Annotated in this window: 23 protein-coding genes and 2 tRNA genes; 13 read left to right on the top strand and 12 right to left on the bottom strand. The window is 68.5% G+C overall.

Annotated features, from left to right (window positions below; translation table 11 throughout):
• The first annotated feature begins 24 nt into the window (after nt 1-24).
• The gene (locus tag OG558_RS12895; RefSeq protein ID WP_405070442.1) at nt 25-1,350 is read left to right on the top strand and encodes a glutamine synthetase; all 1,326 of its coding nucleotides are present in this window, start codon (nt 25-27) and stop codon (nt 1,348-1,350) included.
• A 61-nt stretch (nt 1,351-1,411) separates the two neighbouring features.
• Complete coding sequence (locus tag OG558_RS12890; RefSeq protein ID WP_329483435.1) at nt 1,412-1,786, top strand: hypothetical protein; 375 nt, start codon at nt 1,412-1,414, stop codon at nt 1,784-1,786.
• 2 nt (nt 1,787-1,788) lie between these two features.
• Here the strand turns inward: OG558_RS12890 and OG558_RS12885 are convergent, their stop codons facing one another.
• Nucleotides 1,789-2,166: a hypothetical protein gene (locus OG558_RS12885; RefSeq protein ID WP_405070441.1), complete on the bottom strand. Its 378-nt coding sequence runs from the start codon at nt 2,164-2,166 to the stop codon at nt 1,789-1,791.
• Nucleotides 2,167-2,331: 165 nt separating this feature from the next.
• Here OG558_RS12885 and OG558_RS12880 point away from each other — a divergent pair, with 165 nt between their 5' ends.
• Together OG558_RS12880 and OG558_RS12875 are read left to right on the top strand one after the other, a co-directional pair.
• Nucleotides 2,332-2,466: a hypothetical protein gene (locus OG558_RS12880; RefSeq protein ID WP_405070439.1), complete on the top strand. Its 135-nt coding sequence runs from the start codon at nt 2,332-2,334 to the stop codon at nt 2,464-2,466.
• A 120-nt stretch (nt 2,467-2,586) separates the two neighbouring features.
• Complete coding sequence (locus OG558_RS12875; protein ID WP_405070437.1) at nt 2,587-3,135, top strand: hypothetical protein; 549 nt, start codon at nt 2,587-2,589, stop codon at nt 3,133-3,135.
• On the opposite strand, the gene OG558_RS12870 is transcribed toward OG558_RS12875, so the two are convergent.
• The 4 genes from OG558_RS12870 to OG558_RS12855 form a co-directional block, all read right to left on the bottom strand.
• A complete protein-coding gene (locus OG558_RS12870) occupies nt 3,125-3,856 on the bottom strand; it encodes an MBL fold metallo-hydrolase (RefSeq protein WP_405072155.1) in 732 nt (243 codons plus the stop codon). The genes OG558_RS12875 and OG558_RS12870 overlap by 11 nt on opposite strands.
• Nucleotides 3,853-4,812, bottom strand: coding sequence for an acetylxylan esterase (locus OG558_RS12865; protein WP_405070436.1), 960 nt, complete (start codon nt 4,810-4,812; stop codon nt 3,853-3,855). Before OG558_RS12865 ends, OG558_RS12870 begins: the two co-directional genes overlap by 4 nt.
• 31 nt (nt 4,813-4,843) lie before the next feature.
• Nucleotides 4,844-5,302 (bottom strand): hypothetical protein, encoded by a 459-nt coding sequence (locus OG558_RS12860; protein ID WP_405070435.1) that lies wholly within the window; start codon nt 5,300-5,302, stop codon nt 4,844-4,846.
• Between the two features lie 106 nt (nt 5,303-5,408).
• Complete coding sequence (locus tag OG558_RS12855; protein ID WP_405070434.1) at nt 5,409-6,983, bottom strand: LCP family protein; 1,575 nt, start codon at nt 6,981-6,983, stop codon at nt 5,409-5,411.
• Between the two features lie 273 nt (nt 6,984-7,256).
• Between OG558_RS12855 and OG558_RS12850 the strand changes: the two genes are divergently transcribed.
• Nucleotides 7,257-7,346 (top strand) — tRNA-Ser (locus OG558_RS12850).
• Between the two features lie 139 nt (nt 7,347-7,485).
• On the opposite strand, the gene OG558_RS12845 is transcribed toward OG558_RS12850, so the two are convergent.
• Both OG558_RS12845 and OG558_RS12840 read right to left on the bottom strand, forming a co-directional pair.
• Nucleotides 7,486-8,409 carry an LLM class flavin-dependent oxidoreductase gene (locus OG558_RS12845; protein ID WP_405070433.1) on the bottom strand — a complete coding sequence of 308 codons (924 nt, stop codon included), beginning with the start codon at nt 8,407-8,409 and terminating at the stop codon, nt 7,486-7,488.
• On the bottom strand, nt 8,400-8,813 hold the full coding sequence (locus OG558_RS12840; RefSeq protein ID WP_405070432.1) for a PPOX class F420-dependent oxidoreductase: 414 nt from the start codon (nt 8,811-8,813) through the stop codon (nt 8,400-8,402). The genes OG558_RS12845 and OG558_RS12840 overlap by 10 nt, the downstream gene beginning before the upstream one ends.
• Before the next feature lie 28 nt (nt 8,814-8,841).
• Between OG558_RS12840 and OG558_RS12835 the strand changes: the two genes are divergently transcribed.
• Nucleotides 8,842-9,498, top strand: coding sequence for a phosphoribosyltransferase (locus OG558_RS12835; protein WP_405070431.1), 657 nt, complete (start codon nt 8,842-8,844; stop codon nt 9,496-9,498).
• 64 nt (nt 9,499-9,562) lie between these two features.
• On the opposite strand, the gene OG558_RS12830 is transcribed toward OG558_RS12835, so the two are convergent.
• The 3 genes from OG558_RS12830 to OG558_RS12820 all read right to left on the bottom strand — a co-directional run bounded on the left by OG558_RS12830 (nt 9,563) and on the right by OG558_RS12820 (nt 13,574).
• On the bottom strand, nt 9,563-11,452 hold the full coding sequence (locus OG558_RS12830; RefSeq protein ID WP_405070430.1) for a phosphoenolpyruvate carboxykinase (GTP): 1,890 nt from the start codon (nt 11,450-11,452) through the stop codon (nt 9,563-9,565).
• A 323-nt stretch (nt 11,453-11,775) separates the two neighbouring features.
• The gene (locus tag OG558_RS12825; RefSeq protein ID WP_405070429.1) at nt 11,776-12,984 is read right to left on the bottom strand and encodes a hypothetical protein; all 1,209 of its coding nucleotides are present in this window, start codon (nt 12,982-12,984) and stop codon (nt 11,776-11,778) included.
• Nucleotides 12,981-13,574 (bottom strand): hypothetical protein, encoded by a 594-nt coding sequence (locus tag OG558_RS12820; RefSeq protein ID WP_405070428.1) that lies wholly within the window; start codon nt 13,572-13,574, stop codon nt 12,981-12,983. The genes OG558_RS12825 and OG558_RS12820 overlap by 4 nt, the downstream gene beginning before the upstream one ends.
• Nucleotides 13,575-13,803: 229 nt before the next feature.
• Between OG558_RS12820 and OG558_RS12815 the strand changes: the two genes are divergently transcribed.
• Nucleotides 13,804-13,876: transfer RNA gene (locus OG558_RS12815), tRNA-Arg, on the top strand.
• A 117-nt stretch (nt 13,877-13,993) separates the two neighbouring features.
• On the opposite strand, the gene OG558_RS12810 is transcribed toward OG558_RS12815, so the two are convergent.
• Entirely contained in the window at nt 13,994-15,199 is a 1,206-nt protein-coding gene (locus OG558_RS12810) for a tyrosine-type recombinase/integrase (RefSeq protein WP_405070427.1), read from the bottom strand.
• A 39-nt stretch (nt 15,200-15,238) separates the two neighbouring features.
• Entirely contained in the window at nt 15,239-15,763 is a 525-nt protein-coding gene (locus tag OG558_RS12805; RefSeq protein WP_405070426.1) for a hypothetical protein, read from the bottom strand.
• Nucleotides 15,764-15,944: 181 nt separating this feature from the next.
• On the opposite strand from OG558_RS12805, the gene OG558_RS12800 reads away from it, so the two are divergent.
• The 6 genes from OG558_RS12800 to OG558_RS12775 all read left to right on the top strand — a co-directional run bounded on the left by OG558_RS12800 (nt 15,945) and on the right by OG558_RS12775 (nt 20,080).
• On the top strand, nt 15,945-16,187 hold the full coding sequence (locus tag OG558_RS12800) for a hypothetical protein (RefSeq protein ID WP_405070425.1): 243 nt from the start codon (nt 15,945-15,947) through the stop codon (nt 16,185-16,187).
• A 223-nt stretch (nt 16,188-16,410) separates the two neighbouring features.
• Nucleotides 16,411-17,802, top strand: a complete 1,392-nt coding sequence (locus OG558_RS12795; RefSeq protein ID WP_405070424.1) for an AAA family ATPase — start codon at nt 16,411-16,413, stop codon at nt 17,800-17,802.
• An 82-nt stretch (nt 17,803-17,884) separates the two neighbouring features.
• Nucleotides 17,885-18,205, top strand: coding sequence for a hypothetical protein (locus OG558_RS12790; protein WP_405070423.1), 321 nt, complete (start codon nt 17,885-17,887; stop codon nt 18,203-18,205).
• A gap of 116 nt (nt 18,206-18,321) precedes the next feature.
• Entirely contained in the window at nt 18,322-18,522 is a 201-nt protein-coding gene (locus OG558_RS12785; RefSeq protein WP_405070422.1) for a hypothetical protein, read from the top strand.
• A complete protein-coding gene (locus OG558_RS12780; protein WP_405070421.1) occupies nt 18,519-19,454 on the top strand; it encodes a hypothetical protein in 936 nt (311 codons plus the stop codon). The genes OG558_RS12785 and OG558_RS12780 overlap by 4 nt, the downstream gene beginning before the upstream one ends.
• A 344-nt stretch (nt 19,455-19,798) precedes the next feature.
• Complete coding sequence (locus OG558_RS12775; RefSeq protein ID WP_405070420.1) at nt 19,799-20,080, top strand: hypothetical protein; 282 nt, start codon at nt 19,799-19,801, stop codon at nt 20,078-20,080.
• Nucleotides 20,081-20,311: the final 231 nt, after the last annotated feature.

The following is a 20,311-nucleotide window of genomic DNA, read 5'->3' as shown; positions in this document are numbered from 1 at the left end:
GGGTCGTGTGGTACGAAGGTCGGCATGTCTGTCACCGACAGTCCCGTCGACGCGCTGCTCGAGAGCGGCCTGCGGATGCTGATCACGTCCATCGTCGACAACGCCGGCATCACCCGCGCGAAGACGGTGCCTGCGGCCCGCGTGCGTACGGCGGTCCGCGACGGGATCGGGCTGTCGCCGGTGTTCGCCCTGATGTGCGCCGACGACGCCATCACCTCGTCGCCGCTGGTGAACGGGCCGGTCGGCGACAACCGGCTGATGCCGGACCTGGGCGCGGTCGCCCCGCTCGGGCCGGACCACACCGTGTTCTGGGCGCCGGCCGACCAGTTGACGCAGGACCACGAGCCGGTCGACATCTGCCAGCGTGCGGCGCTGCGGCGGCAGGAAGCGCGGGCGGTCGCGGCCGGCCTCGACGTCAAGCTCGGGTTCGAGCTGGAGTTCACGGTCTTCACCGGTGATCCCGGCGATCCCGCGGTCGGCACCATCGGACCGGCGTACGGCGTGCTGGCCATGGTGAAGCTGGAGGACTTCGCGGTCGACCTGCTCGAGGCACTCGACGCGGCCGGGGTCCCGGCGGAGCAACTGCATCCGGAGTACGCGCAGGGTCAGGTCGAGGTCGCGCTGCCGCCCGCGACGCCCCTGGCCGCTGCTGACCAGTCGCAGCTCGCGCGGCTCGTCGTCCATCGGGTCGCTCGTGCACATGGGCTGCTGGCGTCGTTCGCGCCGATCACAGTGGCCGGGTTCGTCGGCAATGGCGCGCATATCCACTTCTCCGCGTCGCTGGATGGCGTGCCGTTCGGTGGTGACGACGGTCCGTCCGAGCATGCGCGGCAACTGATCGCCGGAGTGCTCGACGAGCTCGACGGACTGACCGGTGTACTGGCGCCGAGCGTGGTCAGCGCGGATCGCCGCGTGCCCGGGAACTGGGCCGGCGCGTTCGCGTGCTGGGGCGAGGAGAATCGCGAGGCCGCGCTGCGCTACGTGCCGGGCAGCGTGACCAGTCGGCCGGACTCGGCCAACTGCGAGATCAAGATCGGCGATCCGTCGGGCAACGCGTACCTCTCCGCCGCAGCCGTGCTGGCCGCCGCCTTGACCGGGCTGGAGCGGAAGGCGGTCTTGCCGCCCGGCCTCGACCGCGACCCGGCGACGTACCCGGACGACGAACGCCCGCGCCGCTTGCCGCTCACACTCGAGGACGCGCTGTCGGCCCTCGAGCGCTCGGCCGTTCTGCGGGACGCCCTGGGTGACGCGATCGTCGACCCGTTCCTCGCCGTACGGCGTCATGACGCGGAGTCGCTGGGCGGGTTGTCGCTGGAGGACCGGGTCCGCGCGCTGCGCTGGCGGTATTGAGTACGTCGGACCCCGCCGGGGCGAGCTGAAGTGGCCGCCCGGATCACTTACGGTGAACCCCATGGCGTTAGCTGCGAAGGGGAGCAAGGGCGAGTCGTTCCTTGCGGTGGTCGTCGGCGGCGGAGCAGCGTTCGGGCTCGTCGTGATCACTTCGCGGGCGTGGAAGGCGTGTAACGTCGACGTCACCGGCAGCGTCCCCAACGGCCTCACCCTGCTGTTTCTCGGCCTGCCGCTCGCCCTGATCGTGAACCTCGTTCTGTTCACCACCGTCTTCCGCTACGCCGGCAAGGCGTTCCTGTTCTCGCTGCTCGCCGCCGCGATCGCGATCACCATCGCCGATCTCGCCCTGTTCTCCTGGCAAGGCACGCCCGCCGGTTCCCCGGGCACCTGCCCGGGGAACGTTCCACCGTGGTGGCCCACGTGGATTCCGACCTGACGTCAGCGGGCTGAGCGCCGGGTCACCAGGACGAGGGCGACGGCGGCGATCACGCCGAACGGGATGGCCTGCAGTTCCTGGAACGCGATCAGCTTGAAGAGCGTGAAGTAGATCATCCACGTCGCGTAGAGGATGACGCCCGGACGGCCGAGGGAGTGGTTGCGGAGGAACGCGACGACGGCGATCAGGCCGGTCAGCGTGAGGAACTCGTACGCCACGACGAAGCAGACGCCGAGTGCCGTCCAGCCCTCGAGGCCGGTGAAGTAGATCGAGCCGTAGCCGCCGACCGCGGCGATCAGGCCGAGCAGGATCGCGGCGACGAGCACGCTCGCCGGCCGCCGGCGCGTCGCGGTGGAGTGGGTGGTGGTCGCGGTGGTCACAGTGTTTCTCCTGTCGATCGGATTCGGTGCCCCTACGGTCGCGACCGGGCTGTCCCGTCCACCACGGCCGGCCGTCACGATCCGATCCGGGACTCCTTGTCCCGTGACGCCGGGACAAGCTGGCGGCGACGCGTTCACCTCGCCGGGCATGACCATGATGCGGTCATGGGGGTTGTCATCGGTGTACTCGCGGTCCTCGCCGGACTCGTGGGGGCCGGCCTGCACGCGGTCAACGCGGCCGCCGGCCGGACGATCGAGCCGTCGTTCTGGTTGATGGAGCTGGCCGCCGCGCTGGCGTAAGGTCTCGCCTGCCTGCTACTCCGGGCGACCGGCTACACGGCGATCGCCGTACTACTGCCGGTGATGCTGCCCGATGGCCGGCAAACGTCTCGGCCGGCGTTGTGGTTCAACGCAACCGCAGTGGCCGTCATCGCGGTCACCTGGGCGCTGACGCCGTACGAAGGGCCCGAGTATCCCGAAGGTCTGCACGGCGCGACGAATCCGGTCGGCGTCACCGCGACCGGTGAACCGGTCGTCGCGGCTCTGCTCGGCGGAATGCTCCTCGCAGCCGTGGTCGTGGGCTTCGCGTCACTCGTGACCAGGTGGCGGCGGGCCGCCGAGCTGGAGCGGCAGCAGCTGAAGTGGGTGCTCGTCGGCTACGCGTGCACGATCGTGCTGTTCGCGGTGGTGGTCGGTGGCAGCCCGGGGGGTGCGGACGGTGGCTGGGGGTGTGCAAGGTCGACAGGAGGTGTCCGCGCTGCCCCGGCCGGGCCGACCGGGGCCAGGCGTGAATGCCACGCCCGACCGGCAGCCCTGGGCCGATACCTCCTGTCAAGCTTGCACACCGGCCGACGCCGCTCACCTCGCCCACACATCCAGCAGAAGCCGGAGAACCCCCGAGCTGGAGGGTTGCCCCTCACTGGCCGACGGGGCTGGCGTCGGGGTGGTGGTCAGCCCGTCAGAAGGTGAGGGTGGCGCCGACCTCGGCGGTGGTGGTGAGGCCGCCAAACGCCTTGCTGGCTTGGGATGTGGCGGCTTCCGGGGTCAGCAGGGGCCCGACGTGGGTGACGACCAGGCGGTTGGCGTGAGTGCGGCGGGCCAGTTCACCTGCCTGGGTTGGGGTGTGGTGGACTGGGGTGGGATGCGGGTCGTTGGCTTCGCAGAGGAGGAGGTCGGCGTTGATGGCCAGGTCGTCCAGGGCGGGGCAGGGGGCGCAGTCGCCGGAGTACACCAAGGAGCCCGCTCGGAGGGCGTAGGCCTCGGTGCCGTGCTCGACCGCGCGGGTGGTGAGCAGCACATCCCGGATCCGGAGCTCGTGGCCGTCGTGGAGCGGACGCAGGTCCAGTACGTCGGCCAGGAACGCGCCATCTGGTTGGGCGAAGAAGCCGGCCATGCGGTCCGCGAGAGCGGCGGGGGCGTAGACCGGGAGTGGCGCGGGACGTGGCGGGAGTTCGCCGTACGCCAAGGCGTAGTACGCGTTGAGCAGATCGCCGATGTGGTCCAGGTGGAGATGCGAGAGCCAGACAGCGTCCAGCCGCGCCAGAGTCGTGTGGCGCAGGAGTTCGGCGAGTGAGCCCGGGCCCGCGTCGACCCAGACCTCAGCGCCGCCGGCGCGGAGAAGGTAGCCGGAGCAGGGTCGGTCCGGCTGCGGGTACGGCGCCGCTGTACCGAGGACTGTGAGCGTGCTCAGAGTTTGGCGCCGATCAGTTGGTAGATGTCGTCGTGGGCGCCGGGGAGGTCGTCGTGGCCGAAGTCGGGGTAGAGGCGGACGTCTTTGCGGGACGTGATCTTGTTGTACGCCGCGAACTGGGTGGACGGCGGGCAGACCTGGTCCTCGAGGCCGGTAAAGAGGGTGACCTCGGCGCGGATCCGGGGAGCGAGGTGCTGGACGTCGATGTAGCCGAGGGTGGTGAACACCTCGTCCTGGCGCAGGTGCCGGGGGTCGCGCTTCTTGAACCAGGTGACGATCTCGTCGTACGGGCCGGTCTCCAGGTTCAGGTCCCAGGTCCGCTGATAGTCGCACAGGAACGGGAAGACGCTCGCGGTGTACTTGATGCCCGGGGTCAGCGCCGCGGCGACCAGGCTGAGTCCACCGCCCTGGCTCCAGCCCGTGGTTGCGATTCGCGCGGCGTCCACCTCGGGCAGGGCGCCGATGATGTCCGCCAGCCGCCGGGTGTCCAGGAACACGTGCCGGTACAGCAACCCGTCCGGTCCGTCGTCGAGGCCGTGGACCAGGTGGTTGTGCAGCGAGAAACTGTTCACCGCCTGCGACTCGGTCCGGAATCCGACCTGCTCACGCACGTCCAGCGCGGCCACGGTGAACCCGCGGGCGGCGTACGGCAGCAGATCGACCCACTTCGGCTGCTCACCGCCGTACCCGTGGAAGATCAGCACGGCCGGGCCGGTGGGCTCGGCCGGACGGATCACCTTTGCGTGCACGCGGTAGCCGCCGGTGCCGATGAAGTACAGGTGCTGCGCGGTCGCCGTGGTCAGCGGGAAGTCGGTCGCGTCGGCGAACTCGGTCTCCGGGGCGACGGCATCGAGCTCCAGCAGCGCCTTGTCCCAGTACTGGTCGAAGTCCGCCGGCCTGGGGTTGGTGCCCTGGTAGGCGATCAGTTCGTCGTACGACAACTCGAAGGACAGCACCCGGACTCCTCAGGTCGAATCGGCTCGCAAGTCATTCTGCGCGATCGTTGCCGTCCGGGGCAGTGCCGTCCCAGATCGTGTAACCGTGCGCCGCGTTCAGCCGGTCCCGCAGCGCGGTCTCCAGGCTCGCGGAGCGACCAGGCGCCAGCCAGGCGATCGGCAGCAGGATCGAGTGGTCCGGCTGCTTGGTCCGCAGCACGATCGCCTCGCCGTGCGTGGTCTCGACCCGGCCGACCTCGGTGACGTCGGTCCAGGGCGTCCGGACGCCGCGCACCTCGATCCCGGTGTCCCGCAGCTTCGCGATCTTCGGCGGCCAGATCAGGATCCACAGCCCGGCCAGCGTGATCAGCCCACCCAGGGTGACGAACACCGAGACCGCCACGGCCGGCAGCCCGAGTGCCCACAGGATCGCCGCCACGCCGAGGATGATCAGCCCGGCGGCCAGCACCCCGAGGAACCGCCCCGCCCGCATCCGGTACGTCGTACGCATCGCACAAGGATCCCATTCGCGGTCCCGGCCGGTTCCCCCGGGCGGCGGGTCGGACCACCGATCAGAGGCCTGCGGACTCTTCGGGCTGCTGTTGGTCCGGTTGCTGTCAGTTCCCGGTCTGGCTCGGGTTGTACGCGCAGGCGTCGTTCAGGTTCTCGGTGGCGCCTGGTGTCACGGCCGGCTTCGGCGTCGCCTTCTTGGTCGACCCGCTGGACGGCTTCTTCGTCGTGGCGGCCGACGGGGTGGAGACCGGCTGCGTCTTCGGGGCGATGGCCTTCTGGATGATCTCCTGCATCGCGGTGTAGTCGGGGTTCTTGCCGGTCGGGAAGTTCTTGTTCTTGTCCAGGTCGACGTTGGTGACCTTCGCGCCCTTCACCTTCAGACCCAACTGGATGAACGCCGGCAAGATCTCCTGCGGGATGTCGGTCCGCAGCACCTGCTTGCCGGCCGAGGCGATCTGCTGGTACTTCGTCACCAGGGTGGCCGGGTTCACGCTGTTCACCAGCGCGTGGATCGTGCAGCGCTGCCGCTCCTGCCGGGACGGGTCGCTCAGGCCGTAGCGGCCGCGGGCGAACCAGAGCGCGTGGTAGCCGTCGAGCTTCTGGTTCGGGCCCGGCTCGATGTAGCCGGACGGTTTCTTCGCGGTGTTCGACCCCGGGCCGTCGCCGTAGTCGCCGCCGATCGGCACCCGGTAGTTGACGTTGACGGTGATGCCGCCGACCGCGTCGATGATCTGCCGGAACCCGGCCAGGTTGACCTGCATGTAGTAGTCGATGTCGAGGCCGAGCGCCGCGCCCGCGGCCAGCTTGACGACGTCGGCACCCTCATTGTCGGTCTGGCCCAGGATCCCGGGATGCGCCTTCGGGACGTTGTCGTACATCGAGTCCAGGTAGTACTCGGGCTGCTCGACATTGCCCAGCTTCGGGTCCCAGAAGCCGTCCGGGTAGATCTTGTGCAGCGGCGAGTCCTCGGGGAACGGCATCCGCATCCAGTTCCGGCTGAGCGAGATCAGCGCGGTGTCACCGGTCTTGGTGTCGATACTGGCCACGATCACGGTGTCGGTCCGGACACCGGTGCGGCCGACGCCGTCGTCAGCGCCGAGCAGCAGCAGGTTCAGGCGGGGAGTCTTGGCCCACGGGTCCTTGTTGTTGTCCACCTTCGGACGGGTCGCGCTCTTCGAGTTGCCCTCGGACTGGAACACGCTCCCGACCAGGTCGCGCTGCGCCATCACGGTCTGCGCCGCCACGGTCGTCGGTACGGCGATCGCGAAGCAGAGCAGCCCGACGAACATCGACCCGACCAGCCGCCCGGTGTAGGTCATGCTGACCGGGCGGAGCAGTTTGTGCGAGGCAACCACTATCCAGATCCAGCCCACGCCCAGCACCACGACGGCCGCGGTAGCGATCAGCAACTGCCGCGGCGACACCGCGAAGGCGAGAATCGAGTCCCGCCGCGTGAGGCCGACGTACGCGGCGATCAGCAGCAACCCGACGCTGATCGTGAGCACGAACGCACCCAGCTTCTTCCGCCCACCCATCAGCAACCCAGAACCCGGGATCAAGGCGCTGAGCAGCGTCAGGCCGATCGCGTTCGAGGTCGTCCGGGCCCGCTGCGAGCGGTGCCTGGACCGGCTGGCCCGTGGCGCGGATCTGCGTCCGGCTGCGCGAGTACTCCGCGACATAGCTCCGTTCCCTGATCGACGACGTGGCGACCCTCCGTCGGCCGCGCACAGCAGCCCACGGTACTTCTGACGCCCACGACACCTGGTTGGTTGACGTGAAGCTGGCGACCCCCGTCGATGCCCGCCACAGTACAGGTGCCCCGGGCTACTCTCCCAAGGTGCCGCCCCCGGCACGCAGAGTGTCGGTCAGGAGGGTCGGGACCCGCTTTGCCGCCGACAGGGTCGAGCGGATAGTCTTGGCCGTCGTCGTGTCCCCCCAGGGGGATCGTCGGAGGAGGCGTCGCCTAGTCCGGTCGATGGCGCCCGCCTGCTAAGCGGGTTGAGGGTAATCCCCTCTCGCGGGTTCAAATCCCGCCGCCTCCGCTCCCGGGAGCTCCCTGTCCGCAGATAGCGCGGACTAGGGAGCTCCGGCTGTTTTCCGGGGGTGCAACCCCCGGGGCCCGCCCGGCGGGCTTCGCCCCCGGACCCCCGGGGTCGTGCCTGGCTGGCGTTGTCTGTCTGCTCAGCGGGTGCCTGGCGGCGTTGGCTGTTCGCTCAGCAATTGCTTGGCTTCGGCGATGCGTTCGACCGAGCGTGGGGTCATCGGCTCCGGGGAGATGATCAGGTGGTCGACGCCTAGTTTCTGGTATGCGCTCAGCGCCTCGGCGAGTTCCGGGATCGTGCCTTCGATGGCGCGGGGATCGGGGTCCGCGACGGATGGCTGGTCGGCGTCGCGGACGACGATCCCGACCGTGGCGGCCACGGCGCCGTCGGGTTTGCCGGCCGTCTTCACCGCCTCGCGGAGGGTGCCGAGCTTCTCCTCGACCTTGTCGCTCGCGGCGCCGTACCACGCGGTGTTCCAGGCATCGGCCCACTCGGCGACGAGCCGCATCATCCGCGGGCGGTGGCCGGCGACCAGGATCGGGATCCGGTGCGGCGGTGCCGGATCGAGGTTCGCCTCGCTGACCCGGTAGTACGTGCCGTCGAACGTGACCGTCTCGCCACGGACCATCCGCGCCACGATCTCGAGCCATTCCTCGAAGCGCCCGACCCGATGGTCGGTCGGCAGCCCGAACGCCTCGTACTCCGGATCGTGCCAGCCGGCCCCGACGCCGAGGATCAGCCGTCCGCCGGACACCTCGTCCAGCGTCGCGGCCATCTTGGCGGTCAGTCCGGGGTCACGGAACGATGCGCACAGCACCATGTTCCCCACCTCGACGTTCGTGGTGACCGCGGCCACCGCGCTCAGCAGCGTCCACGACTCGTGCATCCCGAACACCCGGCCCTCCGGGTCGCGGTAGAGGAAGTGATCCGCGAGCCACACCGAGTCCAGCCCGTTCTGGTCGGCCGCCTCGGCGACCGCGCGGAGGTCCTTCCACCCCGGCATCCCACCCCCGGGGCCGTCCCCGTCACCCAGCGGAAGCATCACGCCGATCTTCAGGCCCATGGTCCGACACCGCCGATCTTGTCCACCGTGATGTGCGTGACGTACCCCGGCGGCAGGTCCTCGCCGGGCCGGTACTGCGCGTCCGGACCGATGTAGGTCTTGGCGAGCTCACGCAGTACGTCGCCCGCCCCGCCCTCGGTGATCCGGGCAGTGCCCGTGATCACCAGGTACTCGGTCAGGCCCATCTCGTTCCTCCGGTCGGTCTCGACCGACAGCACCACCCGGCCGTCACGCCGGATGTTCTTCACTTTCTGGTTGTTCGGGATGTGGGCGGCGACGATCTCGTCCCCGTCCAGCCCGACCCAGATCACCGACACCTGCGGACTGCCGTCCGCATTGATCGTCACCAGATGCCCAAGAGCATTCGATTCGAGCACGCCCCGCGCGCTCTCCGGGATTCGCATGCGGCCAACGTAGTTGGATGATGGCGTTATGAGGAGGCCGTACCTGGATCGGGCGGCTGCGGGCCGGGCGTTGGTGGAGGAGCTCGGCGAGGTCGGCGGATCCGTTCTGGTGCTGGGGCTGGCGCGGGGCGGGGTGCCCGTGGCGGCTCCGATCGCGGACGCGTTGGACGCGGATCTCGACGTACTGATCGTCCGCAAGCTCGGCCTGCCGGGTCAGCCGGAGCTGGCGATGGGGGCGATCGCGGGCGTCGGCGACTCGACGCACACCGTCCGCAACGAGACGGTGCTGAAGGGCGTCGACGAGCAGACGCTGGAGCAGGTCCGTGAGCGCGAGGTCCGTGAGCTGCGCCGGCGTGAGCGGGAGTATCGCGGCGACCGGCCGCCCATCGACGTCCACGACCGCGTGGTGATCCTGGTCGACGACGGTCTCGCCACCGGTTCGACCATGCGCGCCGCGGTGGAAGCGGTACGACGCCAACGGCCGGCTCGCGTGATCGTCGCCGTACCGGTCGGTGGCGTGGAGAGCTGCCGGTGGCTGTCGCAGGTCGCGGACCAGGTGGTGTGTGCGTGGATCCCGCGCCGCTTCGCCGCCGTCGGGCAGGCGTACCGCGACTTCTCGCCGGTCGGCGACGACGAGGTCCGCCGGGTGCTGGCCGAAAGTACAGCGCGGCGCCCCGGCCGGTGAGCCGGGGCGCCGCGCTTCCTGCCCGACCGCTGGCTTCCGATTCAGCGGCCGGTGTCCTGGGGCGTCAGCCGAGCCGCGCCTTCAGGTGGTCGAGCTCGATCCGCAGCGAGGCCGGCACGGTGTCGCCGAGCTTGGCGAACCACTCCTCGATCAGCGGGATCTCGGCCTTCCACTCCTCGGCGTCGACGGCGAGCGCGATGTCGAGCTCGTCGGCGGTCAGGTCGAGCCCGGACACGTCGAGCGAGTCCGGCGTCGGGATCCGGCCGATCGGGGTCTCGACCGCGTCGGCCTGGCCCTCGATCCGGTCGATCACCCACTTCAGCACCCGGCCGTTCTCGCCGAAGCCCGGCCAGACGAACTTGCCCGCGTCGTCCTTGCGGAACCAGTTCACGTAGAAGATCTTCGGCAGTTGCGCCGCGTCGTGCTCCTTGCCGACGGTCAGCCAGTGGTCGAAGTACTGGCCCGCGTCGTAGCCGAGGAACGGCAGCATCGCCATCGGGTCCCGCCGTACGACGCCGACCTGGCCGACCGCGGCCGCGGTGGTCTCCGACGACAGCGTCGCGCCCATGAACACGCCGTGCGCCCAGTCCCGCGACTCGGTCACCAGCGGCACCGTGGTGGCGCGACGGCCACCGAAGATGATCGCCGAGATCGGTACGCCGTTCGGGTCGTCGTACTCGTCAGCAATGATCGGGCACTGCTTGATCGGGGTGCAGAACCGGCTGTTCGGGTGGCTGGACAGCTCGTCCGAGTCCGGCGTCCACTCCCGGCCCTTCCAGTCGGTCAGGTGGTTCGGCGGGGTCGGCGAGTAGCCCTCCCACCAGACGTCGCCGTCATCGGTGAGCGCGACGTTGGTGAAGACCGAGTTGCCCTTCTCGATCGTGCGCATCGCGTTCGGGTTCGTCTTCCAGCCGGTGCCGGGGGCCACGCCGAACAGGCCGAACTCCGGGTTCACGGCGTACAGCCGGCCGTCCTTGCCGAACCGCATCCAGGCGATGTCGTCGCCGAGCGTCTCGACCTCCCAGCCCTCCAGGGTCGGGTCGAGCATCGCCAGGTTGGTCTTGCCACACGCGCTCGGGAACGCGGCCGCGACATAGTGGACCTTCTTGTCCGGCGAGATCAGCTTCAGGATCAGCATGTGCTCGGCCAGCCAGCCCTCGTCCCGCGCGATCGCCGACGCGATCCGCAGCGAGTAGCACTTCTTGCCCAGCAGCGAGTTGCCGCCGTACCCGGAGCCGTACGACCAGATCGTCCGCTCTTCCGGGAACTGCACGATGTACTTCTCGTCGTTGCACGGCCAGGGGACATCTTTCTGACCGGGAGCGAGCGGAGCGCCGACCGAGTGCAGACAGGGCACGAAGAACGCCTCGTCGCCGAGCTTCGCCAGTACTTCGGCACCGGTCCGGCACATGATCCGCATCGACGCGACCACGTACGCCGAGTCGGTGATCTCGACGCCGAACATCGGCTTGTCCGCGGTCAGCGGGCCCATGCAGAACGGGACGACGTACATCGTCCGGCCACGCATCGAGCCGCGGTACAGCTCGGTCATCAGCGCCTTCATCTCGGCCGGCGCCATCCAGTTGTTGGTCGGGCCGGCGTCGGCCTCGTCGACCGAGCAGATGAACGTCCGCTGCTCGACCCGCGCCACGTCCGAGGGGTCCGTGCGCACCCAGAACGAGTTCGGCTTCTTCCCCTCGTTCAGCCGGACCATGGTGCCGGCCTCGATCAGCTCCGCGGTGAGTCCGGCGTACTCCTCGTCCGAGCCGTCCACCCAGTGGATCCGGTCGGGCTGCGTCAGTTCGGCGACCTCGGCGACCCAGGCCAGCAGGCCGGAGTGGCGGGTCGGGGCGTCGGTCAGGGGGTACGGCGCGGGGGCTGCGGCTGGGAGGGGGTCCGTGGTGGCTGCTCGGGTGGCGGTCTCGGTATGGGTCGGGCTGGCGGTTGTCGTCATCGGCGGCTCATTCCCTCTCGGCTGTCGGGCCCGGCGGCCGTCCGATCCCTCGACACTGAGGGGGGTACGGCTCCGGCCGCCGGGGTCTCCGGCGGTTCGATTCAGCTGGCTGGCGGTGTGAACTCTCGCATACCAGTGCGTCCAGTGGACGTATACCAGTGTGCAAGTGGTACTACGGTACGCGAACGACCCGAGTGCTGAGAACCCCTAGAACGTGAACCCGGTCACAAAGTTTTGGCGACAATCGCTTTCCGGCGAACCTTGTGAAAATGAGAACGGCCCGCGCTGCTCGCGCGGGCCGTTCCTGCAGATCTTGCGGTGGATCAGCTGGTCTGCCGCCAGATGTCGTTCACGATGCGTTGCACGTCCGCTTCCTCGCCGGGCCCGCCGGTGACCACTGAGCCGACGAGCCACCACTGGCCGCCGCTCACATAGGCCCTCGTCATCGTCACGGCGTACGGCGTTGTCTTCACCGTCAGCCACGTCCGCGCGTCCTTCGCCGTCGTGGGTGCCTTCGCCTTGTAGACCTTCGCCCACTGCTTGTCGAACGCGGCCCGGTCGGCCCGGCAGGCGGCGAGGCTCGCGCACGGGTGCAAGGCGATCCGAGCGTCGAGCGAGTTCTTCAGTCCGTCGTTGGAGTAGTCGGAGCGCGTCACGATCCGCCGGTAGACGACCGAGGAGGACTCGCGGAGGAACGTCACCTGCGGCGGCCGCGGCCAGCCGAGCGCGAACGGCAGCTCGGCCGTCGTGATCACCTGCAGGTCGGTGCCGGCGGCGTACGTGGCGCCGAACACGCCGGCGGATCCGTCCGGCCGCTTGTACGGCGCGGTGGTGATCTTCGGGATCGCGGGCAGCAGGACGGGCGACGGGTACGCCTCCGGGCTCACCGCGGCCTGGGGAGCGGCGTCGACCGGCTGGTCGGATTTCACCGAACTGCCGACGGCGGCGCCGATGGAGTAGGTGACCGTGAAGACGAGCAGCACGACGAAGGCGACGACCGCGTAGATCCAGCCGCCGATCTTCCGCTTGTACTCGCGGGCGACCTCGATCGTGGACTGCGGTTGCGCGGTTGGTTGTGGGGCTTGCCCGGGCTCGGCGGTTGCTTGCGGGTGGTCGGCGTACGACGGGATCGTCGTGTCGGCCGTCGGCGGCCTGGCGCCGTACTGGCTGAGCTGGGCGCGGACCGCCTGCAGCGACTCGTCGTCGTTGCCGATGACACCGTCGAGTGGGTCGATCAGGCGCTCGGCGCCGGTCTGGCCGGGGATCAGTTGCGTGACCGCATACGGGCGGTCGGAGCTGAAGTTGGCCGCCCACAATGGGGTCTCGAGCCGCGCGGGTTCGAGCGCGGCGCCGCGGCCGGCCCGGACGAGCCGGTCCCGCACGGTCGCGTCGCGCGCGCCGGCCTCGCTGAGCACCAGAGCGACGATCTCCATCCCGGTGAAGCTGCGGCCGTGCCAGAGCTCGGCCAGCGGGTGCTGCAGCAATCGCTGGTCGAACTGGTAGCCGGGGATCTCCGGCGTACTGTTGCTCACTTCGTCTCCCAGATCGCCCGGTCCGCGAGCGCGATAGCTACCTTCTCCGCCGTGTCCGCATCGATCGGATTGGCCGTGTAGTCCACCTGTACGACGATGTCCGCGCGCTGGACGAGCGCGCGGACGATCCACGACTCAGTGGCCGCGCCGTTCGTGCTCCGGCTGGTCTTGGTCGGGTACGTGCTGTTCGGGACCGCCTTCATCGGCGAACGGGTGAAGGTCTTCTTCGCCACTTGATCGGGCGTCAAAGGCGGATTGCCGGCGCCGGCGTCCTGCCCGGGGCTCGGGGTGATCGTCACCTTCAGCGTCGCGGCGGTGTAGGCGGCGACCTTGGCGCGGCTGCTGCCCGCCTCGCAGGTGATCGACGTACTGCCACCCTGGACCAGCGTGACGGGCGCCGTACTGCTCGATGCCTTGGGCAACAGGCTGGACACGTCGCCGAGCCGCGCACACAGATCGGCCGGCATCGACCGCGCCGGCAGAATGTCCTCCGGCTGCACCGGCTCGCCGACAGCGAACCCGATCCCAGCCCCCGCGATCGCGGCCACACCACACCCGATCGCCGTACCGCGCACCAGTCGACTCGCCATGCCCGCGACCTTAACCACGCGGAGGTCCTCCCTTACCGATCAGCCGACAACCGCCTCCGACGCACCCCGACCCCACCCGGTTCCAGCAACTGTGGTCGACCCACGCGTCCCCTGGTTGTGCGTGCTGCTGCACGCGTTCTCCGCGCGTGCCGCGGAAGCTAGAGCCCCCACCCAGGAGCCGATTGGCACACACCCGCCCCCGCCATGTATCGTTACTCGACGTTGTCCAGCGCTCGTAGCTCAACGGATAGAGCATCTGACTACGGATCAGAAGGTTGGGGGTTCGAATCCCTCCGAGCGCGCTTCCAGACCGCAGGCAGAAACCACTTCTGACCTGCGGTTTCGCGTTTCCGGCGCTGTTCATTGTTGCCACCTCCCTCCTATCTGATCTGGGTTTGCTGCACATCTGCTGCACATGACTACTTGGCGACGATCCCGGACAGTGCAGCGGCCAGCTTGTCCCCGGCTGCCTTCAGCCCCTCATCGAAGGCGTGCTGGTAACGCTCGGTGATGCTGGTCTGCGACTGCCCCAACCACCGGGCCGCATCCACAATCGGAACACCGTTGGCCGCCAGCAGCGACGCCGCTGCGTGTCGCGCACCATGCAGCGGGATCCGCGGCAAGCCGGCATCCGCTGACAGTGCCACGAACAGATCCGAGTAATACTCCGGCCTGTAGGGCTTGCCGATCTCGTCCACCACGACCAGGCCTTGATCGCTGTACGCCTCACCGGCCCGCAGCTTCTCCGCTGCCTGGTGCCGCCTGGTCTCCCGCAGTGCAGCTGCCACTGGTGCCGGCAGCGGGAGGGTGCGGTCCGATGCCTCAGCCTTGGTGTCGGTGTCGTACACCACGCCAGCTGTCACCACGCGGTTGTGGTCCACCGTGAACTGTCCAGCCTCGAAGTCGACCGAGGACCAGCGCAACCCCAGCACCTCGCCGCGGCGTAGCCCGAGCATCGACAGCCACCACGCCCCGGTGAGGCGGTGGTCCGCGATGTGCCGCAGGAACGCCTGGGAGTTTTCCGGCTGCCAGGATCCACGGGTCTGCCGAACCTTGGCCGCGGTGCGCCTGGAGGTCACCCGGGCCACTGCCTCAGCCGGGTTGATGTAGATCAGCTGCTGCTGCAGCGCCGACTTGAGCACGGCGTGAGTGGATCCGATGGTGGCGTTCACGGACCGGGCTGACATCGGCGCACCCCGGCGCCCAACCACCCGGGCCTCCCCCGACAACATCTCCTGCTTCAGCTTCTCCAGATCCCGCGTGGACAGTTCCTGCAGCTTCACCGTGCCGTACCGCTTCACGACCGGCTGCAGGGTGTCGCGGTAGTACCGCAGCGTGGACGGCTTCACGGTCCGGGTGCCGGCTTCATCCGATCCCGCGCCCTTCACCTCGAGCCACTGCTGCACCCACTCGGCCACGGTGATCTTGGTCCGCACCACAGCGGTGCCCCGGTCCCGCTCGGACAGCATCCGACCCCGCTCGGCCTTGGCTTCCTTCCAGGTGTCGAAGGTGTAGCGGGGCCGGACATACCGCCCGGTGCGCGGGTCCTTCATGCCGACCCGGAACCAGTAACGGGTGCGCCCGTCCTGGAGCGTTTCCTTGTGGATGTGTTCCTTGCTGGTCACTGGCGTGATGTTCCTTTCGGGGTTGGCGGGTGGTGGGGGTCAGGTAATGAGGCCGGCCTTTTTGGCCCGGGAGATCCGGTTTCGCACGGTCACGTCGCGGACATCCTCGCCGCGTTCCCGGAGCTTGTTGGCGACGTACAGCGCGACTTTGCGCTCCCCCTTGGCCTTGGCCTCTGCATAGAGGTCGGCCACCAGCTGCAGGCCCTCGGGTATTGGTCGCTGCCGTTGTGCTGCTGCTGCCTCAGACCGCGCCGTCTTGGCCTCAGCAAGGAACGCCTCATCCATCCGGACACCCTCGACCGGTGTCGTAGCGGCGACCAGTTCACTGAGTGCGCGATCGGTGATCTCGCGGGGCCGTAACAGCAGGCGTGCCACGTCGTAGCTGAACCCCTGGTATCCCTTCGGGCCAGGTGTGCGGTGGAGCTCGCCGTCCTCGTGTCGGTGCTCATCGAAGGACCGGACATCGACACCGACCACCTGCAGCGAGCCATCTACAAGGCCCAGGTGGGCACGGATCAGCCATCCACTGGCGTCCCACCATTCGATCGCCTCTTGGCCTGTCATCAGTGGCGTTACCCATCTCATGGACTGTGGTTTCGGGTCTGTAGGGGTCACAGCCGCACGGTAGCCCGTGTTACTGTCACCTGCATCACTACTGTAGCACAGTGGACTGTGCGTACCGTGCTACAGTTAGAGCCACAGACAGGGCACCGCACCTGGCACAGCCGAAAGGAGAGGCACACCGATGCCTGCACTGAAGACCCCGAAGACCCGGGAGCTACCGGACCCGCGGATGGAGCCGACCATCACCATCAACCGGGCCGCCGCGATCCTGGGGATCAGCTACACCAGCATGTCCAACCTGATCGACGCCGGAGACGCCCCAGTCCTCGCACTTGGCCGGCGTCGCGTCGTGCCGACCGCGCAGTTCATCGCCCGGTTCGGCCTCGGGGTCACCGAGCAGCCCGAGCAGGGCAGCGCGGCCTGATCGCGCCCTAGGAGATCCACCCGGGAATGGATGAGGGGCCGGTCCGCCAGAACCGACCCCTATGCACCACCCAACCCGACCCGGGATCCCGCCAGAACCCCGGTGGTTTGTCAGCGACCGCTGGACCTGAGAAAGCCACGCAAACCGGTTCACCGACAGACAGCCCGCCCAGTGTAAGTGCTGTCAGCCGGATTGCCCTTGCCTGAGAGGAATCACCGTGCACGTGCACGAGAGCGACCCGGATGCTGGCGTGCCGGTTGCGTACATGAACGTGGGGGAGGACTACCCAGACCCGTTCGACCCGGGGCCAGATGACAACCCAGCGCTTGCCGATGACAACGGTTTCGCTCTGGCCGTCGAGCATGAGGCGCGGCGGGTTCGGATTCGGGAAGCTACCCGCGCCAAGGTCGCAGCAGAGAGGCAGGGCAGCGACGCACCGCCGATCGACGCTGGGACGCTCGCGGAGATCCTGGCTCGGCCGGCTGAACCGCCGCACCGCGTGGAAGGTCTGATCCCCTCTGAGGCTGGGACCCTGATCGTTGCCCAGCGCAAGACCGGGAAGACGACCCTGGAACTGAACCTGGCCCGGTCGCTGATCCTCGGTGAGGACTTCCTGGGGCGGTTCCCAGTCCGCAAGATCACGGGCCGGGTCACCCTCATGAACTACGAGGTGTCTGCAGCCCAGATAGCCCGGTGGGCCGCTGAGGTCGGCATCCCCGGTGACCGGCTGTTCCTGGTGAACGTTCGGGGGCGCCGCAACCCACTGACCCACCCGGAGGACCGGGCTGCCCTGGTTGCTGCGCTGAAGGCTCAAGCCACCGAGACGTTGATCGTGGACCCCTTTGGGCGTGCCTACACCGGGGCATCCCAGAACGATTCCGGGGAGGTCGGTGCATGGCTGACAGACCTGGACTACTTCACCCGTGGCGAGGTCGGTGCAGTTGATCTGATCCTCGCCACTCACGCCGGTTGGAACGGTGAGCGGTCCCGCGGTTCATCCGCGCTGGAGGACTGGGCCGACAGCATCATCACGTTGACTCGGGACCCCGACGACGAGCGAGTCCGGTTCCTGAAAGCGATGGGCCGTGACGTGGAGGTGGACGAGGACCAGCTGTCGTTCGACCCGGCTACGCGACTCATCACACTTACGGGCTCGGGAAGCCGCAAGGAAGCAGCGAAAACCCGCCACCTGGACGCAGTTGTTCAGGCTGTCGTCAAGGCAGCAGAGGCCCAGCCGGGGATCACCGGGAACAAGCTGCTGGATGCGATCCGGCAGGCCGGTTGCCCGTGCCAGAAGGGCGACGAGCTGAAGGCTGCTGCGCTGGCTGTCCAGCGGGGGGCTCTGCGCATCGAGATGGGTCCACGGAAGGCAAAGCAGTACTACTCAGCTAGTACATCCCCCGACGTACCCCGACGTACCCCAGCGGGGGACGTGCTGACCTCCCCCGACCTCCCCTATATAGACGGGGGAGGTCAGCAAGGGGACGTCAGACCCTCCACCTCCCCCGAGACAAATCCGACCTGTCAGGTCTGCGAGAAGCCTCTACACCCGTCAGTCGTTGATGGCGGGTTCACCACTCACCCCGCCTGCCAGCAGGAAGGGGCCGCAGCCTGATCGGTGCCCAGAGCCACATCCATCCCTTGCTGGCCCCACCCCAACTCCAAGCCCGCCCGCACCTGGAAGGAGCGAAACACCCATGACCGACGTGCAGGAGTACCTGGACAACTTCACCCGCCGTGTCATCCAGGACGCAGCCGCTGAGGCAACCGCCACCTACTGGGTTCACCGAGCCGCCCAGCTGGACCAAGCCCGCCCTCGACCTGGCGACTACACCGGGCAGGCCACGGAACAGCAGCTGGCAGAGCGCGAGCGGCTGCTGGCCGCTCAAGCCGAAGCCTGCCGGCGCCACGCTGACCTCCTGGCCACTACCGGCCTTGCTGCTGACCTGGAGGCCACGGTCCGGGACCAGCAGCGGTTACAGCCAGTCCGAACCTCGCCGGCACGCTCTGCGGCTTAGGCGTCACGTTGGCGCCCAGAGACGACCTCACCCCTACCCAGACCCTCCAACCCCGCAGAAGCCCGCGTGCCGAGCTCCCAGCGGGGCCGCTAGAACCCAGGAAGGAAACACCCCCGATGCATGACTACTCACGAGGACTCCGGCACGGCTGGACCGACGCCCTCCGCGAACTCGCCAAGACGCTCAATGACGACACCCTGACCGATGACCAGAAGGTGGAATCCCTCCACAACTTGGCGAACACCGACCTGTTCACCACTTGGCGGGACACCGGCAGCGGACCAGGCCAGCAACCCCCGACAGGAGACGCCCGATGACCACCAACAGCAACACGGACCAGGCTGCCGATAACAGCCTGGTCCGTGCCCCCAAAGCCTCCCACACCCCACACCGCACCCACACCTGGCCCGTGCTGCTGCTAGCCCTGCCCGCCTTCGTCGCGATCTGGTCCGGCTGGGTAGGGCTCGGACAGATGACCGAGTTCGGCGTGGTCCACCCGCTTCCCGGGATCCTGGACAGCTTCAGCATCAACACCGCGATCACCCTGCCGATTGGGGTGGAGACCTACGCCGCATTCGCGCTGCGAGTGTGGCTCGCCGGTCGCGGCCCGGTCCGGGCACGCCGGTTCGCCAAGCATTCAGCGATCGGCGCCCTGGTGCTGGGTGCGCTCGGCCAGGTCGCCTACCACCTCCTGGAGGCTGCCGGCATCACCCGCGCACCGTGGTGGATCACCACCGTGGTTGCCTGCCTCCCGGTGGGTGTGCTGGGCGCCGGTGCCGCCCTGGCTCACCTGATGCGAGCCGACCACGACCCCGTACAGGTTGCCGACCTCGAGCAGGTGGACCAGCCCGAGCACACTCCGGACAGCCCGCTGTCCCCGTCCCTGGCCGACCCGGACAGCGGGCAGGACAAGCCGACCACCCCGAGCCTGTTCGGTCCGGACAAGCCCACGGACAGCACCCCGGACAAGCCCACGGACAGCCCGGACAAGGGCACGGACAGCACCCCGAACAAGGCCCGGACAACCCGCCGAACAAGCACCCGGAAGACCCCGGACAAGACCACCCGGACACGCCGCCCAAGCCTGACCGATGACCAGATCATCACTGCTATCCGGGCCGCAGAGTCCGATGCCGGACAGGAGCTATCCGTGTCTAAGCTGAGCACGGTGGTCGGCGCCGGCAAGCCCACCATCACCCGGCTGCTGGACCAGGCCCGCCGCCCTGACCTGCACGCGGTAGGTGAGTGACCCAAGCAGCGGCCGCTGGCGGATCGGCGGCGCTGCTGCTGTCTACTCCGGCTGCTACGTTCGGCGGACGATCGAAGTCGACCTGACCGAGACGCTCCGCCAGGTGGATAAGCTCGAGGCCGACCTTCGGGGCTCGAGCTGTAGGGAGGTCAAACACCACCGCCGGGGTTCACTCGCCCCGGGGTAAAGCCGCGGGTAGCGGTACTCGAGGCCCGCGGCGAACCGGCTTGCCTCCCACACAGCAGCACCCCGGTACATGCTCGCCCGGGGGTGCTGCTGTGGTTCAGGACAGGGGGTATGCAACGGCTTGCCACGGTAGCCACACTGGGACCAGACTGCGGGCGATGGGGACGTCGGTCTATCTGGGGCTTATAACCGCCGATCCCGGTATCGAGGCCAAGATTCAGGAGAAGCACCACATAACTCTGGCCGAGGTCAGAGAAGCCTTGCAGTGGCCGGCGCAGGCACAGACGGTGGAAGAGGACGATCCAGAGCATGGGCATCGGTGGGTCGCAGTAGGGCAGAGCGCAGGAGATCGGCTGGTGATCGCATGGCTCCTTCCCCTGCCGCCCTACATGGGATCACTCGCCGATACCTGGACGTTGAAGAGTGCGAGGTGGCTGTGACGTTTCGCCACCATGCGTACACACGACGGTTGATTGGGAGAGGATCCGACCATGGACGAAGACTGGGTTGACGACGAGTCACTCACGCGCGAAGAGACCCTCGCTCGGTTCCGAACGCTTGGGCCCGCTCCAACTCGCGGCCCCCTGCCGGGCGGAGCCGTCATCATGACCACCCCCCAGTCCTATGGGGTCGGTGCAATCACAGTCGTGGGTGGTAACCCACTTCGCGCG

This window comes from Kribbella sp. NBC_01510 (genome assembly GCF_045040325.1).
In the GTDB taxonomy this organism is placed as follows: domain Bacteria; phylum Actinomycetota; class Actinomycetes; order Propionibacteriales; family Kribbellaceae; genus Kribbella.
Note: the sequence above shows the minus strand (reverse complement) of the source record. Positions and strands in the feature narration are given on the sequence as shown.